At 72.7% G+C, this 15,614-nt stretch carries 12 protein-coding genes; 4 read left to right on the forward strand and 8 right to left on the reverse strand.

Annotated elements, in window-relative coordinates:
• Positions 1-19: 19 nt before the first annotated feature.
• The 4 genes from ACFW9Z_RS00205 to ACFW9Z_RS00220 form a co-directional block, all read right to left on the reverse strand.
• On the reverse strand, positions 20-1,270 hold the full coding sequence (locus tag ACFW9Z_RS00205) for an MFS transporter (RefSeq protein ID WP_384631924.1): 1,251 nt from the start codon (positions 1,268-1,270) through the stop codon (positions 20-22).
• A gap of 137 nt (positions 1,271-1,407) precedes the next feature.
• On the reverse strand, positions 1,408-2,433 hold the full coding sequence (locus ACFW9Z_RS00210) for an endonuclease/exonuclease/phosphatase family protein (protein WP_384633318.1): 1,026 nt from the start codon (positions 2,431-2,433) through the stop codon (positions 1,408-1,410).
• Between the two features lie 284 nt (positions 2,434-2,717).
• Positions 2,718-3,419, reverse strand: a complete 702-nt coding sequence (locus tag ACFW9Z_RS00215) for a TetR/AcrR family transcriptional regulator (RefSeq protein ID WP_384631927.1) — start codon at positions 3,417-3,419, stop codon at positions 2,718-2,720.
• Positions 3,420-3,560: 141 nt separating this feature from the next.
• A complete protein-coding gene (locus ACFW9Z_RS00220) occupies positions 3,561-5,180 on the reverse strand; it encodes an MFS transporter (protein ID WP_384631930.1) in 1,620 nt (539 codons plus the stop codon).
• 183 nt (positions 5,181-5,363) lie between these two features.
• Between ACFW9Z_RS00220 and panB the strand changes: the two genes are divergently transcribed.
• From panB to ACFW9Z_RS00235, 3 genes are all read left to right on the forward strand, one after another.
• Positions 5,364-6,260: a 3-methyl-2-oxobutanoate hydroxymethyltransferase gene (gene panB / locus ACFW9Z_RS00225; protein ID WP_384631933.1), complete on the forward strand. Its 897-nt coding sequence runs from the start codon at positions 5,364-5,366 to the stop codon at positions 6,258-6,260.
• A gap of 177 nt (positions 6,261-6,437) precedes the next feature.
• A complete protein-coding gene (locus ACFW9Z_RS00230) occupies positions 6,438-7,460 on the forward strand; it encodes an ATP-binding cassette domain-containing protein (RefSeq protein ID WP_384631936.1) in 1,023 nt (340 codons plus the stop codon).
• On the forward strand, positions 7,457-8,320 hold the full coding sequence (locus tag ACFW9Z_RS00235) for an ABC transporter permease (RefSeq protein WP_384631939.1): 864 nt from the start codon (positions 7,457-7,459) through the stop codon (positions 8,318-8,320). The genes ACFW9Z_RS00230 and ACFW9Z_RS00235 overlap by 4 nt, the downstream gene beginning before the upstream one ends.
• A 96-nt stretch (positions 8,321-8,416) precedes the next feature.
• On the opposite strand, the gene ACFW9Z_RS00240 is transcribed toward ACFW9Z_RS00235, so the two are convergent.
• Entirely contained in the window at positions 8,417-12,049 is a 3,633-nt protein-coding gene (locus tag ACFW9Z_RS00240; protein ID WP_384631942.1) for a BTAD domain-containing putative transcriptional regulator, read from the reverse strand.
• Positions 12,050-12,458: 409 nt separating this feature from the next.
• Between ACFW9Z_RS00240 and ACFW9Z_RS00245 the strand changes: the two genes are divergently transcribed.
• Complete coding sequence (locus ACFW9Z_RS00245; RefSeq protein WP_384631945.1) at positions 12,459-13,265, forward strand: site-2 protease family protein; 807 nt, start codon at positions 12,459-12,461, stop codon at positions 13,263-13,265.
• Positions 13,266-13,281: 16 nt separating this feature from the next.
• Here the strand turns inward: ACFW9Z_RS00245 and ACFW9Z_RS00250 are convergent, their stop codons facing one another.
• From ACFW9Z_RS00250 to npdG, 3 genes are all read right to left on the reverse strand, one after another.
• The gene (locus ACFW9Z_RS00250) at positions 13,282-14,448 is read right to left on the reverse strand and encodes a DUF3533 domain-containing protein (RefSeq protein ID WP_384631948.1); all 1,167 of its coding nucleotides are present in this window, start codon (positions 14,446-14,448) and stop codon (positions 13,282-13,284) included.
• A 158-nt stretch (positions 14,449-14,606) separates the two neighbouring features.
• Positions 14,607-14,789, reverse strand: coding sequence for a hypothetical protein (locus ACFW9Z_RS00255; RefSeq protein WP_384631950.1), 183 nt, complete (start codon positions 14,787-14,789; stop codon positions 14,607-14,609).
• 106 nt (positions 14,790-14,895) lie between these two features.
• Positions 14,896-15,609: an NADPH-dependent F420 reductase gene (gene npdG, locus ACFW9Z_RS00260; protein WP_384631952.1), complete on the reverse strand. Its 714-nt coding sequence runs from the start codon at positions 15,607-15,609 to the stop codon at positions 14,896-14,898.
• Between the last annotated feature and the right edge of the window lie 5 nt (positions 15,610-15,614).

Consider the following 15,614-nt stretch of genomic DNA (forward strand, 5'->3'; position numbering starts at 1 on the left):
GTCCGTATCGGTTCCGTCCTCAAACGCCGGACGGGCTGGGAGGGGTGCCGGACCGGCTGGGAGGGGGAAGGGGTGGCTGTGGGAGGGGTGCCGGACCGGCTGGGAGGGGGGAAGGGGTGGCTGGGAGGGTGTGCCTGTCCAGGTGGCCTGCCGTCGCCGCGATCGTCAGGCCGATTGCCGCCAGTACCGCGCCCACCAGCGCCGGGGACGTCCAGCCCCAGCCCGCTGCTATCGCCATCCCCCCTAGCCAGGCGCCGCCCGCGTTGGCCAGGTTGAAGGCCGAGTGGTTGGAGGCGGAGGCCAGGGTCGGGGCGTCCTTCGCCTTGTTCATCACCAGCATCTGGAGCGGGGTCGTCGTCATGAAGCCGACGCCGCCCAGCAGCACCACCATCACCAGCGCCGCCCACTGCACGTGCACCGTGAACGGGAACACCACCAGCACCACCGCGAGCGCGCCGAGCGAGCCGTACAGGGTTGGGCGCAGCGCCCGGTCCGTGAGAGGGCCCGCCGCCAGGGCGCCCAGGGTCATCCCGATGCCGAAGAGGGCGAGGACGACGGTGACCGAGGACTCGCCGAAGCCCATCGCCTTCGTGGTCATCGCCGAGAGGTACGAGTACACCGCGAAGACCCCGGCGAAGCCGAACACGGCCGTGAGCAGGCCCAGGAGCACCTGACGGTTGCCGAGGGCGCGGAGTTCACGGCGTACGTCCTGGTGCGTCTCGACCGGGATGCGGGGCACCAGGCGGGCCAGGGCCGCCATCGCCGCCAGGCCGATCGCCGCGACGACGAGGAAGGTGGAGCGCCAGCCGAGGTGCTGGCCGAGCAGGGTGGCCGCGGGTACGCCGACGATGTTGGCGACCGTCAGGCCGAGGAACATCGTCGCCACCGCCCGCGCCTGACGGCCCTCGGCGACCAGCCGGGCGGCGACGACCGCGCCGACGCCGAAGAACGCACCGTGCGGGAGTCCTGCGAGGAAGCGGCCCGCGAGCAGCCAGCCGAAGTCGGGGGCGAGCGCCGAGGCCAGATTGCCGACGGTGAACAGCGCCATCAGGAGCAGCAGCATCCGCTTGCGCGGGACGCGGGAGCCGAGGCCGGTGAGCAGAGGCGCGCCCACGACGACGCCGATCGCGTACGCCGACACGAGGTGACCGGCGGTGGGTACGGACGTTCCCAGGTCGTCCGCCACATTGGGCAGCAGGCCCATCATGACGAACTCCGTGGTGCCTATGCCGAAGGCGCTCACGGCCAGGGCGAGCAGGGCCAGGGGCATGGGGGACCTTCGTGATCTCGGAGCGGGGCAGTACGGGCAGAACAGAGAGCCGTCGCCTCGGAGCTGGCTCCGGGCGACGGCTGGTCCTGCTTATGTAAGTGACTAGAACAAATTGTCGCAGACGCTCCGCACGACGGTCACAACTGCACGCGGGCCGCCAGCGGCAGGTGGTCGCTGTCGGTCGCGGCGAGCGTCCAGGAGGACTTCGGCTCGACGCCCTTGACCATGATCTGGTCGATCCGGGCCATCGGGAACGAGGCGGGCCAGCTGAAGCCGAAGCCGTCGCCCACCGCGCCCTGGGTGGAGCGCATCTGGGAGGTGACCGCGTTCAGCGAGCGGTCGTTCATCGTGCCGTTGAGGTCGCCGAGCAGGACGACCCGCTTGACCGGTTCGTCGGCGATGGCCTCGCCGAGGGCGTCGGCGCTGTTGTCGCGCTGGTTGGCGGTGAACCCGGCGTGCAGCTTCACCCGGACCGACGGCAGGTGGGCCACGTACACCGCGACCTCGCCCTGCGGGGCCTTGACCGTGGAGCGCATGGCCCGGGTCCAGCCCATCTTGATGTCGACCGGCCTGGTGTTGGCCAGCGGGTACTTGCTCCACAGCCCGACCGTGCCCTGCACCGAGTGGTACGGGTAGCGGGCGGCCAGCGACTTCTCGTACGTCGACACCTGCCCGCCCGGCAGTTCCTGGAGGGCCACGACGTCGGCCCCGGAGCCCGCGACCTGCTGGGCGGTGCCGGCCGGGTCGGGGTTGCCCGCGTTGACGTTGTGGGTGGCGACGGTGAGGTCGCCGCCGGTCCCGGACTTGTCGGTGATCAGGCCGCCGAAGATGTTGAGCCAGACCACGGCGGGGAGCAGCAGGGCGATCAGCGCGGTGGCGGAGCGCCGCAGCAGGGCCAGGAGCAGCAGCACCGGGATGAACAGCGCGATCCACGGCAGGAACGTCTCGATGAGGCTGCCGAGGTTGCCGACCCGGTTCGGGATCTGGGCGTGGACGATCATCACCAGGGTCAGGGCGACGGAGCAGAGGGCCAGCACGATCCCACGCCGCCAGATGCCCCGGTCCCGGGTCGTTCTGTTCCACAGGCTCCGGAAGCGGGTTCCGTCGGGCTGCGGGCGCTCCGCGCTGCCGTTGCCCGTGTCCGCTCCGTACGCCTGCACCATCGCGCTCGTCCTCACTGCCTTGCCGTACACATCTCCGCGCCCCTCGACCCTAGGTGATGGGCGGCGCCTTTCCCGTCGCCGACTTCCCGCTGCCCGCGACGGTCCTTCGTGAGCAGGACGAGCGGAGCGGGACGGGGGGTTCCGGTCCGGGGCGGGAGGGCGGGGCTTGTGACAGAACGATCACACTCGCCGGGGAGGGACGGACGGGGGTCGTTCCGTTCCCGGCGGGTCAGCCGTACGTCTCCCTCATCCGCGTCAGCCGTATGTCTCGGCCTCTGTTTCCGTCAGCCGTGCGTCTCGGCCCCTGTTTCCGTTGTCGCCGGGGCCAGGCCCTGGAGCAGTGCCGTGATGATGCGGTCGGCCAGGTCGTCGGGGAGCGGGGCGTCGGGGCGGTGGACGGTACGGACGAGCATCGGGCCGACGAAGAGGTCGTCGATCAGCTCCACGTCGAGGTCGTCACGCAGCTCCCCCGCCGCGACGGCCCGCCGGACCGCCGCCAGCATCGCCACGCGCCGGGGGGCGATCACCGTGCCGAAGTACTCGTCCCACAGCTTCGGGTGGCTCTTCATCTGGGCGAAGATGTTGTGCAGCAGCACCGAGGAGCGCTGGGCGAGGCCCCGGGTGCGCAGCGCTTCCAGCATGACCCGCAGGTCGGCGAGGCCCGCGGTGCCGGAGACCGGCGGGTCGACCGGTTCCATGTCCCGTACGACGTCGACGAAGAGCTCTTCCTTGCCCGTCCAGCGACGGTAGATCGTCGCCTTGCCCACGCCCGCCGTGCGCGCGATGCGTTCGATGGAGAGGCCGGCCAGGGGTTCGCCCGCCTCCAGGAGGGCGATGACGGCGTCCAGGATCGCCCGTTCGGCGGCGGCGGAGCGGGGGCGGCCGCGGCGGGGCTCCGGGCCGTCGGGGGGCGGGGAGCACCCGGGCCGTTCACCGTCCCGCCGCTCTCCCCGCGCCCCGTCCCGCCCGCCGTCCTGGTCCCGCACCTGAAGCCGCCTCTCGCCGTGCCCTCGTACGACCGTCGCCGTACGACCGTCGCGCCCCGCCCCGATTCTCGCCGACCGGGGCGGGGCGGGAGGCCAGGCCCCCGGCCCGGCAGCCGTGCCTCAGCCGCCGTGAGCCGCCCGTCAGCTGCCCGTGAGCTCCTTCACCGGGCGGTCCGAGGACTCCTCCGTGGCCGCCGGGTCCCGGCCCGGCAGGTACAGGCCGACGACCAGGGCGCCGATCAGGGCGACGGCCGCCGAGCCGAGCGCGGTCACGTGCATCGCGCCGATGAAGGCGTCGTGGGCGGCGGCGACCAGCGGCTTTCCGGCCACCGGGCCGAGCTGTGCGGCGGCGCCGAGCGTGGCCTCGACGGACTCGCCCGCCACGCCCCTCACCCCGGCCGGGACCGCGCCGAGGTGGCCCTCGATGTCACCTCGGTAGACGGTGGAGAGCACCGAGCCGAGGACCGCGATCCCGAGCGCCCCGCCGACCTGGCGGAAGGTGTTGTTGATGGCGGAACCGGAACCGGCCTTCTCGCGCGGCAGCGCCTGCATCACCGCCACCGTGACGGGCGGCATGATGTGCGCCATCCCGGTGCCCTGGACGAAGAAGACGAGGCACATCACCCACACCGGCGTACCGGCGTCGAACAGCGCGAACGACGCGAGACCGGCCGCCACCAGCAGCATGCCCACCGTGCAGACCGCACGCGCCCCGAAGCGGTCCACGACCAGCCGGGCACGGGGCGCGAAGATCATCTGGGCGGCGGCGAGCGGAACGATCAGCAGGCCCGACTGGAGGGCGCTGTAGCCGCGCACGCTCTGGAGGTAGAAGGCGGAGAAGAAGGTCACGCCCATGAGGGCGAAGAAGACCAGCGCTATGGCCGCGACGGCGGCGGAGAACGCGGGCTTCCGGAAGTACGTGACGTCCATCGCCGGGTGGCTGCTGCGCTTCTCGTGCCAGACGAATCCGGCCAGTACCAGCACTCCGCCGAGGATGGAGAGCAGGACGGTGGTGTCCGTGAAGTCGGCCAGCTCGCCGCCCCGGATGATCCCGTACACCAGCAGGACCAGGCCGACGATGGAGAGCAGGACGCCGAGCGGGTCGACCCTGCCGGGCTCGGGGTCGCGGGAGTCCGGGACCAGGATCGCCATGGCGATGAGGGCGAGGACGACCACGGGGACGTTCACGAGGAAGATCGAGCCCCACCAGAAGTGCTCCAGGAGGAGCCCGCCCGTGATCGGGCCGATCGCGATGCCGAGGCCGACGCTGCCCGCCCAGATGCCGATGGCCTTGGGCTGTTCGTCGCGCTCGAAGACGTTCATCAGGACGGCGAGGGTGGCGGGCATCACGAAGGCCGCGCCGAAGCCCATCAGGGCCCGCCAGGTGATGAGTTCACCGGGCGAGGCGGAGAGCGCGGCCAGGGCGGAGCCGATGCCGAAGACCAGGATGCCGAAGAGGAGGACCTTCTTGCGGCCGATGCGGTCGCCGAGCAGGCCCGCGGTGAAGAGGAGTCCGGCGAAGACGAGCGTGTAGGAGTTGATCGCCCACTCCAGCTCGCTCTGGGTGGCGCCGATGCCGGTGGGGGCGGGGCCGGCGATCGTCTTGACCGCGACGTTCAGGATCGAGTTGTCCAGCACCACGATGAGCAGGCTGAACATGAGGACGGTGAGGATCCACCAGCGGCGGCGGTGGATCGCCTCGGGTATCCGGGGCTCGGCGGCGGAGGCAGGGCTGGAGGGGGAGGGTGACGGTGCGGGCATGAGGGCGAGCCTAACGCCATTTCGATACGAGACCGTCTCGTATTGTTAAAACTTTGCCCAACGGCCACCGGACGGACGGCCCCGTGCGGGCCCACTTCCCGTTTGCCCGGACGGGATGCCACCATGGAAGGGATCCGGGGACGCCGTCAGGGCGCCTCGAGATGACGAAGGAGTTCACCAGCCATGTCACTTTCGGCTGCACAGAATCCGTCCTCCCCCGCAGGTGCGACCCCCGACAGCAGCAGGGCCGACAGCAGCAAGGCGCTGTACGGAGGCAAGTCCACCCGCCGCATCACCGTCCACGACATCGCCGCCGCCACCGAGCGCGGCGAGAAGTGGCCCATGCTCACCGCCTACGACGCGATGACCGCGTCCGTCTTCGACGAGGCCGGTATCCCGGTCATGCTCGTCGGCGACTCGATGGGCAACTGTCACCTCGGCTACGAGACCACCGTGCCCGTCACGATGGACGAGATGGCCGTGCTCTCCGCCGCCGTCGTACGGGGCACCAAGCGCGCCCTCATCGTCGCGGACCTGCCCTTCGGCTCGTACCAGGAAGGTCCCGTCCAGGCGCTGCGCAACGCCACCCGGCTGATCAAGGAGTCGGGCGTCGGCGCGGTCAAGCTGGAGGGCGGCGAGCGGTCCCACGAACAGATCCGGCTGCTGGTCGAGGCGGGCATCCCGGTCATGGCCCACATCGGCCTGACCCCGCAGTCCGTCAACGCCATGGGCTACCGGGTGCAGGGGCGCGGCGAGGAGGCGGCCCACCAGCTGCTGCGGGACGCCAAGGCGGTCCAGGACGCGGGCGCGTTCGCCGTCGTGCTGGAGCTCGTTCCCGAGGAGCTGGCCGCCGAGGTCACCCGTACGCTGCACATCCCGACCGTCGGCATCGGCGCGGGCGCGGCGACCGACGCGCAGGTGCTCGTCTACACCGACATGGTCGGGCTGACCGGCGGCAGGACGCCGCGCTTCACCAAGCAGTACGCGAACATGCGCAAGGTGCTCGGGGACGCGGCCAAGGAATTCGCCGACGAGGTCGTGGGCGGTACGTTCCCGGCGCCGGAGCACACCTTCCACTGACCCGCCCAACCCCTCACCGACCATTTCCCGCACCACCGACAGCCCGCCGACATCCCCCATCGGCGGGCTGTCGCGCGTCCGGAGCGCGGATCGGAGCGCGGATCGGAGCCCGTACCGGAGCACGTACCGGAGCCGTATCGGCCGGATGTCGGTGAGCTGTCGGTGGGTGCTGGTCCCATGGTGGGCATGGAACGCATCGACACGAACCCCAGGAGCGGCACCAACGCCGTCGAGGTACGGGGGCTGGTCAAGCACTACGGCGAGACCAAAGCACTGGACGGCGTGGACCTCGACGTCCGCGAAGGCACCGTCCTCGGCGTGCTCGGCCCCAACGGAGCGGGCAAGACCACCCTCGTACGCTGTCTCTCGACCCTGATCGCCCCGGACTCCGGACGCGCGGTCGTCGCGGGCTTCGACGTGGTGAAGCAGCCGCGCGAGCTGCGCCGCAGGATCGGCCTGACCGGGCAGTACGCCTCGGTCGACGAGAAGCTCTCCGGCTGGGAGAACCTCTACATGATCGGGCGGCTGCTCGATCTGCCCCGCAAGCGGGCGCGGGCCCGCGCGGACGAGCTGCTGGAGCGGTTCTCGCTCACCGAGGCCGCCAAGCGGGCCTGCGTGGAGTACTCCGGCGGGATGCGCCGCCGGCTCGACCTGGCCGCCTCGATGATCGGCAGCCCGTCCGTGCTGTACCTGGACGAGCCGACGACCGGGCTCGACCCCCGTACCCGCAACGAGGTCTGGGACGAGGTGCAGCGCATGGTGGCGGAGGGCGCGACCGTACTCCTGACCACCCAGTACATGGAGGAGGCCGAGCAGCTCGCCACGGAGCTGACGGTCATCGACCACGGGAAGATCATCGCCCGGGGCGGGGTCGACGAGCTGAAGGCCAGGGTGGGCGGCCGCACGCTGCGCATCCGGCCCTCGGACCCGGCGGATCTGGCCGCGATGGGCCAGGCGATCCGGGAGGCCGGGCTCGACGGGGTCGCCGGGGCGCAGGCCGTACCGGACGAGGGGCTGCTGTACGTGCCCATCCTCAGCGACGAGCAGCTGACCGCCGTCATCGGGCTGCTGGGCGCCCGGGGCTTCTCCCTGGCCCATGTCTCCACCGACCTGCCCAGCCTGGACGAGGTGTTCCTCGCGATCACCGGCGACAAGGCCTCCCTCCTCACCGACCCGGCTCCCCAGGAGGTCGCCGCATGAGCAGCACCACCACCCTGACCCCCGCACCCGCCGGTTCCGCCGGCACCACGCCCTCGAAGGCGGTGCCGGCCGCGGAGGGCCGGATCGGGCTGCGGGCCAATCTGCGGCACATCGGGGCCCTGGTCCGGCGCAATCTGCTCCAGATCAAGAAGGACCCGGAGTCGATGTTCGACGTCCTTCTGATGCCGGTCATCTTCATCCTGCTCTTCGTGTACGTCTTCGGCGGCTCGATCGGCGCCAGCCTCGGCGGAAACCGGGAGGACTACCTGAACTACCTCGTTCCGGGGCTGCTCGCGATGATGGGGATGAACATCTCCATGGCCGTCGGCACGGGGGTCAACGACGACTTCCGCAAGGGGGTCATGGACCGGTTCCGGACGATGCCGATCGCCCGTTCCTCGGTGCTCATCGCCAAGATCGTGGTGGAGCTGGGGCGGCTGATGGTCGCCACGCTGATCCTGCTGTTCATGGGCTTCCTGCTCGGCATGGAGCTGAAGGGCTCGGTGTTCGGGCTCATCGGAGCCATCGCGCTGGCCGCCGTGTTCGGCGCGGCCATCATGTGGATCTTCATCCTGCTCGGGCTGTCCATGCCGACGGCCCAGGCTGTTCAGGGGACGGCGATGATCGTGCTGATGCCGCTGCAGTTCGGCTCGTCCATCTTCGTCCCGACGCAGACCATGCCGGGCTGGCTCCAGACGTTCACCGACTACAACCCGCTCTCCAACCTCGCGGACGCGGTGCGCGGGCTCATGATGGGCACCCCGGCCGCCGGATCGGTCTGGGCGACGCTCGCCTGGAGCGCCGGGATCACGCTGGTGATGGCGCCGCTGGCGGTCGCCAAGTTCCGCAAGAAGACCTGAGGCGCCTGAGGAGACATACCGGCGTCACGCCGACGGGTCCCGGGGCTGTTACACCGACGGGTCCCGGGCTGTTACGCCAACGGGTCCCGGGGGCTGTTACGCCAACGGGTCCCGCCGGTACGTCTCCACCAGGGCGGTGGCCTCGTCGAGCGTGAGGCCGCCGCCCTCCTCGTACGCCGTCGTGTACGCCTCGTCGTCGAGCCGGGCGCGTACGGCCTGCTCGGCGTCGGCGAGGTTCCGGCCGTCCATGGCGCTCACCACGTACCCCCGGGGCAGCAGCGCCGCCTGGAGGCCGAGGAGCCGGGCGGCGGTCTCCGGGGCGCCCGGGGCGTCGAACCCGGCGAGCGCACGGGCCATCGTGGTCAGCTGCATGGAGGCCGCGTGCGGGGCCATCAACGCCGAGAGCCGGTCCCGGGAACTGTTCAGCGCGGTCAGCGCGGTGTCGAGCGCGGAGGCGTACGCGCCGTCCAGATTGTCCAGCCAGGCGAGCGCCCCGATCACGAACCCGTCGAAGACGGCGACCATGTTGGACGCGTAATCCTTGCGCAGCAGGACCAGCTGTTCACGCGCCTCGGCCACCCGCCCCTGGTGTCCGAGCAGGAATCCCCAGTACAGCCGGGCGACCGTCACCGCCTCCGGGCTGTCGAACCGCCCGTTGTCGACGATCTCGCTCAGGATGGCCTCGGCCTCCTCGAAGCGGCCGAGTTCGGTGAGGGCCCCGGCGTACCGCGCTCGCAACACCGCGACCTGGGCCTGGGCGCCGAGCGCCCGCGCGTGGCCGACCGCGGCCAGGTAGCTCTCGGCGGCCGCGGCGAAGTCGCCCGCCCGCTCCTGCGCCTCGCCCCGGGAGGAGTGCGCCTCGGCGGCCCCCCAGTCGTCGCCGAGCCGGACGAAGATCTCCAGGCTCTCGTCGGTGTCGGCCAGCGCCTCCCCCGCCCAGTCGGGGCGGTTGGCCAGAATCCGGGCGCGCATCTCCAGCGCCGCGCCGAGCTCCCACTCGTAACCGAACTCGCGGGAGGCCCGGACCGTCGTGTCCAGCAGTTCGCGCAGCTGGTCGACCTCGCCGGTGAGCAGGAACGCGAACATCCAGTACGAGACGGGGGCCCGGCAGGTCTGCGGCTGCCCGGGCCGGTAGGTGCGGGTGATGGCCCGCAGCCGCTCCTGGCCGGCTTGGTGCTGCCACTCGTCCATCAGCCGGTCCGAGCTGACCAGCCGGATCAGCGCCACTCCGCGCCGGGCCTCCGCCACCTGTTCCGGGACCCAGGGCGGCGGACGGTCGGTGGCCCGCTCCAGCAGGGAGGGGGCCTGGGTGCCGGGCGGGGCGAAGGGGTCGGGACCGAGGCCGGCCACCGCCCCGGACCACTGTCGGGCGTCGGCGTTCAGATCGCGCATCAGCCAGTACCAGGACAGCGACAGCACCAGGCAGAGCCCCTCCTGCTCCTCCCGGGCGGCGACGGCGTGGCGCAGCGCGGTGCGCAGGTTCTCGTACTCGCGGCGGAAGAGCTCGATGGCCGCCCGCTGTCCGGCGCCGCGCAGCATCGGCCCCGTGGTGCGGGCCAGTTCGCGGTAGTGGACCAGGTGGCGCCGCTCGACGGCCTCCCGCTCGCCCGCCTCCACCAGCCGCTCGGCGGCGTACTCCCCGACGGTCTCCAGCAGCCGGTAGCGCATCTCCGCGTCCTCGCCGGGCGCGGCGACGACGAGGGACTTGTCGACCAGGGAGCCGAGCAGGGCGGCGACTTCGAGGGAGTCGACGGTGACGCCGTCCTCCGGGGCGGGCAGGGCGCACACCTCCTCGGCGGCGGCGAGGGAGCAGCCGCCCGCGAAGACGGCGAGGCGGCGCAGGACGGCGCGTTCGGCCCCGTCCAGCAGTTCCCAGGACCAGTCGACGACCGCACGCAGGGTCTGCTGGCGGGGCAGCACGGTCCGGCTGCCGCTGGTGAGGAGGCGGAAGCGGTCGTCCAGCCGGTCGGCGATCTGGCGCGGGGTGAGCATCCGCAGCCGGGCGGCGGCCAGTTCGATGGCGAGCGGCAGCCCGTCGAGCCGACGGCAGATCTCGGCGCAGGCGGCGGCGGTCTCCTCGTCGGCGTCGGTACGGAACCCGGGCCGGGCGGCGGCCCCGCGCTCGGCGAGGAGGCGCAGCGCCATCGGGTCGGGGAGCGGTTCGACGGGCCGGACGAACTCGCCCGGTACGCCGAGGGGTTCACGGCTCGTCGCGAGGACGGTGAGCTGCGGGCAGTGGGTGAGGAGGTGGTCGGTGAGGGCGGCGGCCGCCTCGACGACATGCTCGCAGTTGTCCAGCAGGAGGAGCATCCGGCGCCGGGAGCAGTACTCGGTGAGCCGTACGAGGGGGTCACCGGTGTCGTGGTCGGCGGCGGCCCGCAGCTCCTCGGCGCCCGCCCCGCGCAGCACGGTCTCACGGGCCCCGAGCGCGCTCAGGACGGCCTCGGGCACGGCGTCCGGGTCGTCGACGGGGGCCAGCTCCGCCAGCCAGACACCGTCGGGCCAGCACTCGGCGACGGCCTCCGCGGCCTCCTGCGAGAGCCGTGTCTTGCCCGCGCCGCCGGGGCCGAGGAGGGTGACGAGCCGGGCGTGGGTGAGGTCCTCGCGCAGGGCCGCGATGTCGCCGTCCCGGCCGACGAAGCTGGTGAGCCGGGCACGGAGATTCCCCGGCGGGGGCGGGGAGGGGTGCTTGGGGGGTGCGGGGGGCTGGTGGGGGGTGGAGGTGGGGGTGTGTGCGGGGGCGAGGGGGTATCCGGGGGTGGGGGTCGGCCATGCGGCGGGGGGTTGACCGGGGGTGGAGAGCTGACCGGGGGCGGAGGGGTGGCCCGAGGCAGCAGGCTGTCCGGCAGTGGGGGGCTGACCCGAGGCAAGGGGTTGCCCGGCGGCGGAAGGGCGCCCGGGAGCAGAGGGCTCTCCCGGGGCAGGGGGCTGTCCGAAGGCGGAGGGCTGACCGGAGGTGGGGAGCTGACCGGAGGTGGCGGGCTGACCGGAGGTCGGTGGCGTCGGGGGTTTCTGGTGGAGGAGGTCTTCGTACAGGCCGCGCAGTTCGGGGCCCGGGTCGGTGCCGAGGCGTTCGGAGAGTACGGTGCGGACCTCGTCGTACGCCGCCAGCGCCTCGGCCGTACGTCCGGCGTCCCGCAGGGCCCTGATGCGCAGGGCCTGGAGCGGTTCGTCCAGCGGGTGGGCGGCGCAGAGCGCGGTCAGCTCCCACAGCGCCTCGTCCGCCCGCCCGAGGAGGCGCAGCGCCTCCAGCCGGGCCCGCCGGGCACCGAGCCTGCGGGACTCCAGGCGGGAGACGGGCGCCGTACGGTCGGGGAGGTCGGCGAGCGGGGGCCCGCCCCAGAGCGCGAGGGCCTCGTCGAGGACGGTGACGGCCTTGACCGCGTCCCCCTGCTCCAGGGCCCGGCTCCCCTCCCCCGCCAGCCGCTCGAAGCAGTGCAGGTCCACGGCGTCCGGCGCGGCGGCGAGCCGGTAGCCGCCCGCCACGGACTCGACGGCGCCGCGGCCCAGCGCCCGGCGCAGCCGCCCGACGAGCGCCTGGAGCGCACCGGCCGCGTCGGCGGGCGGGTCGCCGTCCCACACCTCGTCCACGAGGACCCCGGCCGGGACCGTCCGGCCGGGGTTCAGCGCGAGGACGGTGAGCAGGGCGCGCAGCCGCGCCCCGCCGAGGGCGACGGCCGTACCGTCGTCGCGGAGTGCCCGGGTGGTGCCGAGGATGCAGTAGCGCACGGGCCCATTGTCATGGACGGAGGCGGGCACGGTGGTGACCGGGGCCAGCTTCCGGCCGGGGTGCCCCCGGAAGGAACTCCTCCGGTCAACCGGACGAACTCCCGGCCTGGTAACCCGGTGGAGCTCCTGGCCAAGTCACCTGGTGGAGCTCCTGGACGGGGTGACCGGTGGCACTCCTGGCCGGGTGACCGGGGCCCGCTACTGACCGGGGTGACCTGGGCCCGCTACTGACCGGGGTGACCTGAACCGGCTCCTGGCCGGGGTGACCGGGGCCGGCTCCTGGCCTGAGTGCCCCCGGAAGGGCCCCGGGTTGACCCGATGGAACTCCTGGCCGGGTCGTCGTCGTTGCCGCCGTATCGGCGTACCCACCGCCGTCGCCGTTCCGTCCAGCCCCTGGAGTTGTGTGCCGATGACCACCGCAGCCACCCGCGGGGACCGGAGGATCAGCCCGGTCTTCCTCGGGATCGCCGCCGTCACCGCCGTCGCGGGCTGGGCCGTCTGGACGGGGATCGGGGGAGCCACCGGCTTCGCGGTCTTCCTCTTCGTCACCGGGGCCTGGATCGTCTCGCTCTGTCTCCACGAGTACGCCCACGCCCGCACCGCCCTGCACAGCGGGGACCTCTCGGTGGGGGCCAAGGGCTATCTGACGCTCAATCCGCTGAAATACACCCACGCCCTCCTCAGCGTCGTGCTGCCGGTCCTCTTCGTGGTCCTGGGCGGGATCGGGCTGCCCGGCGGGGCGGTCTACATCGAGCGGGCCCGCATCCACGGCCGGTGGAAGCACAGCCTGATCTCGGCGGCGGGCCCGCTGACGAACGTGGCGTTCGCGATCGTGTGCACGGCTCCGTTCTGGCTGGACGCACTCGACGGAGTGCCGCCCGCCTTCCGGTACGCGCTGGCGTTCCTGGCAATGCTCCAGGTGACGGCGGCGATCCTGAACTCCCTGCCGATCCCGGGGCTGGACGGCTACGGGGTGATCGAGCCCTGGCTCTCGTACCGGATCCGCCGCGCGGTGGAGCCGATCGCACCGTTCGGGCTGATCGCCGTGTTCGCCATCCTGTGGATCCCCGGGGTGAACATCGCCTTCTTCGACGGGATCGACGCGCTGCTGGGCCTCCTGGGCGTCGATGACCTCCAGCGGTACTGCGGGTACGACCTCTACCGCTTCTGGCGGGCGTTCTTCGGCGAGCAGAACCCGGTCTGCGCGGTGGCGTGAGCCGCGCGGGGCCCCTTCAGTGCGCGGCGGCCGCCGCCGGTCGCGTACGGGATCCTCGCAGCCACCCCTGGCGGAGACCGGCGGCGAGGATCGCCACGACGACGCCGCCGAACGCCCAGGCGCCGAGGATCCACAGGGCACCGGTGGTGGCGTTGCCGTCGAAGTAGACGGTGTTGCGCACCACGGTCGTCCCGGCCCCCGGCGGCAGGGCCTGGCCGATCGCGCTCCAGAACGGTGGCAGCAGCGAGGACGGGTACACCCCGCCGGAGCTGGGGTTGCCCAGGATCGTGAAGATCAGGATGGTGAGGCCGAGGCCGACCGTGCCCGCCACCGACTGGAGGGCCACCCCCACGGCCCCGGAGGCGAACACCACCAGGGTGCCGATGCCGACCAGCTCCCAGAACGCGCCCGGCAGACAGTCCAGCACGGGCCCCACGATGATCGCGCCGCCGATGCCCGAGACGAAGCCGTACGGGAGCATCGCCGTCAGCCGGACCAGGGTGCGGCGCAGGGTGGGCTTCTTCGAACCGGCCGCCATGTTCAGGGCCGAGGCGGCGAGGTAGCCGCCGATCGTCCAGCTGAGGACGAGGTAGAAGGACGACAGGCCGCGCGAGTCGCCCGCCGCGGGCGGACGGATGTCCCGTACGACGATCGCACGGTCCTGCGCTCGGGCGACCTCCTGGAGGATCTCCGTGGCCGCCGTGGTGGCCGACGGGCCGCCCGCCGAGGCGACGAGCAGGGTGTCGGTGCGCCCGGCCGGGTCCACGAGGAGGGCGGCGTCGGTGCTCCGGTCCAGCAGCCGCGCCCGGGCCTGGGCGCGGGTCGCGGCGGGGGTGACCTGGAGGGGGTCGCCGGGCAGCGCGTCGAGCCGGGCCACCAGGTCCCGTTCCACGGCGGGCGGCGCGACGACCGTGATCGGCACCTTGTGCGGCTTGGGTGCGTGGAAGGCGCCCATGTAGGAGAGGGCGAAGCCCAGTTGCAGCAGGAGCACCCCGAGCATGACGAGCGCGGACCGGGTGGAGACGGCGTCGCGCACCTCCCCCAGGAAGCCTTGCCCTCCGGTGCCGGTGCCGGTGTCCGTGCCTGTGCCTGTGCCGGAGCCTGTCCGTGCGGTCGATCCGGATCCGGCGTTCCCGGCGTTCCCGGCGTCTCCGGCGTCGCCGTCGTCCCTCGCGTCTGCCACGCGGTCCTCCCTCGTCGTGCGCGCCACGGCCGTGGCGAGGCCGTCACATGGTCGGCCCCGGGCGGCGTCCGGTCTCCGGGGCGCGCCCACGGGGAGGGGCGCTCGACCCGATCGGCGGAGGGAGGGAGGGGAAGGGGGCGGTGCGCGGTGCGGCGGGGTCAGCCGACCTCGGCGGCTGCCTCCATACGGTGCTTGCGCACGTAGAACCACACCATGTTCGACGACAGCCCCGCGATCAGCACCCAGACGATCCCGAGCAGGCTGCCCTGGACGAAGGAGACCACGGCCGCCGTGACGGCGAGGACGCAGACGACGAGGGCGTAGAGGGCGAGGCGGGGCATGGGGGGCGGCTCCTGTCGGGGAACGGGTCGTGGTCCCGTCCAGTGTCCCCCATGCCCCGTTGTGCCCCGCCCGTGGCCCCGCGGACCACCGGCCGGGCGGGTGGCGTCAGACGTCGGTGGTGCGCAGGCCCGCGTGGGCCTTGTAGCGGCGGTTGACCGAGATCAGGTTGGCGACCAGGGACTCGACCTGGTGGGCGTTGCGCAGTCGGCCCGCGAAGATGCCGCGCATCCCGGGGATCCGGCCCGCCAGCGCCTGCACGATGTCCGTGTCGGCCCGCGCCTCGCCCAGGACCAGGACGTCGGTGTCGATCTCCTCGATGGACTCGTCCTGGAGCAGCACCGCCGAGAGGTGGTGGAAGGCGGCGGTGACCCGCGAGTCGGGCAGCAGGGCGGCGGCCTGCTCGGCGGCGCTGCCCTCCTCCGGCCTGAGGGCGTAGGCGCCCTTCTTGTCGAAGCCGAGCGGGTTGACGCAGTCGATGACGAGCTTGCCCGCGAGCTCCTCGCGCAGTGACTCCAGGGTCTTGGCGTGGCCGTCCCACGGCACGGCGATGATCACGATGTCGCTGCGCCGGGCGCACTCCGCGTTGTCCGCGCCCTCGATGCCGTGGCCGAGCTCGCGGGCCGCCTCGGCGGCCCGTCCGGCGTCCCGGGAACCGAGGGTGACCCGCTGTCCGGCGCGGGCGAGCCGGTAGGCGAGGCCTCGCCCCTGCGGGCCGGTCCCGCCGAGTACGCCGACGCTCAGCCCGGAGACGTCGGGGAGGTCCCAGGGGTCCTTGGCGGGGGGCTTGGGCGCGCTGCCGCTGCTGTCCTGTGTAGTCATGGGCC

Origin of the sequence: Streptomyces sp. NPDC059452 (genome assembly GCF_042750035.1) — a bacterium.
Classification (GTDB): Bacteria; Actinomycetota; Actinomycetes; order Streptomycetales; family Streptomycetaceae; genus Streptomyces.

What these genes read in the sequence shown, in the direction of transcription:
- panB (WP_384631933.1), top strand. Translation starts at nt 5,364, where the DNA reads ATGTCACTTTCGGCTGCACAGAATCCGTCCTCCCCCGCAGGTGCGACC.
- ACFW9Z_RS00235 (WP_384631939.1), top strand. Translation starts at nt 7,457, where the DNA reads ATGAGCAGCACCACCACCCTGACCCCCGCACCCGCCGGTTCCGCCGGC.
- ACFW9Z_RS00245 (WP_384631945.1), top strand. Translation starts at nt 12,459, where the DNA reads ATGACCACCGCAGCCACCCGCGGGGACCGGAGGATCAGCCCGGTCTTC.
- ACFW9Z_RS00205 (WP_384631924.1), bottom strand. Translation starts at nt 1,270, where the DNA reads ATGCCCCTGGCCCTGCTCGCCCTGGCCGTGAGCGCCTTCGGCATAGGC.
- ACFW9Z_RS00210 (WP_384633318.1), bottom strand. Translation starts at nt 2,433, where the DNA reads ATGGTGCAGGCGTACGGAGCGGACACGGGCAACGGCAGCGCGGAGCGC.
- ACFW9Z_RS00230 (WP_384631936.1), top strand. Translation starts at nt 6,438, where the DNA reads ATGGTGGGCATGGAACGCATCGACACGAACCCCAGGAGCGGCACCAAC.
- npdG (WP_384631952.1), bottom strand. Translation starts at nt 15,609, where the DNA reads ATGACTACACAGGACAGCAGCGGCAGCGCGCCCAAGCCCCCCGCCAAG.
- ACFW9Z_RS00220 (WP_384631930.1), bottom strand. Translation starts at nt 5,180, where the DNA reads ATGCCCGCACCGTCACCCTCCCCCTCCAGCCCTGCCTCCGCCGCCGAG.
- ACFW9Z_RS00255 (WP_384631950.1), bottom strand. Translation starts at nt 14,789, where the DNA reads ATGCCCCGCCTCGCCCTCTACGCCCTCGTCGTCTGCGTCCTCGCCGTC.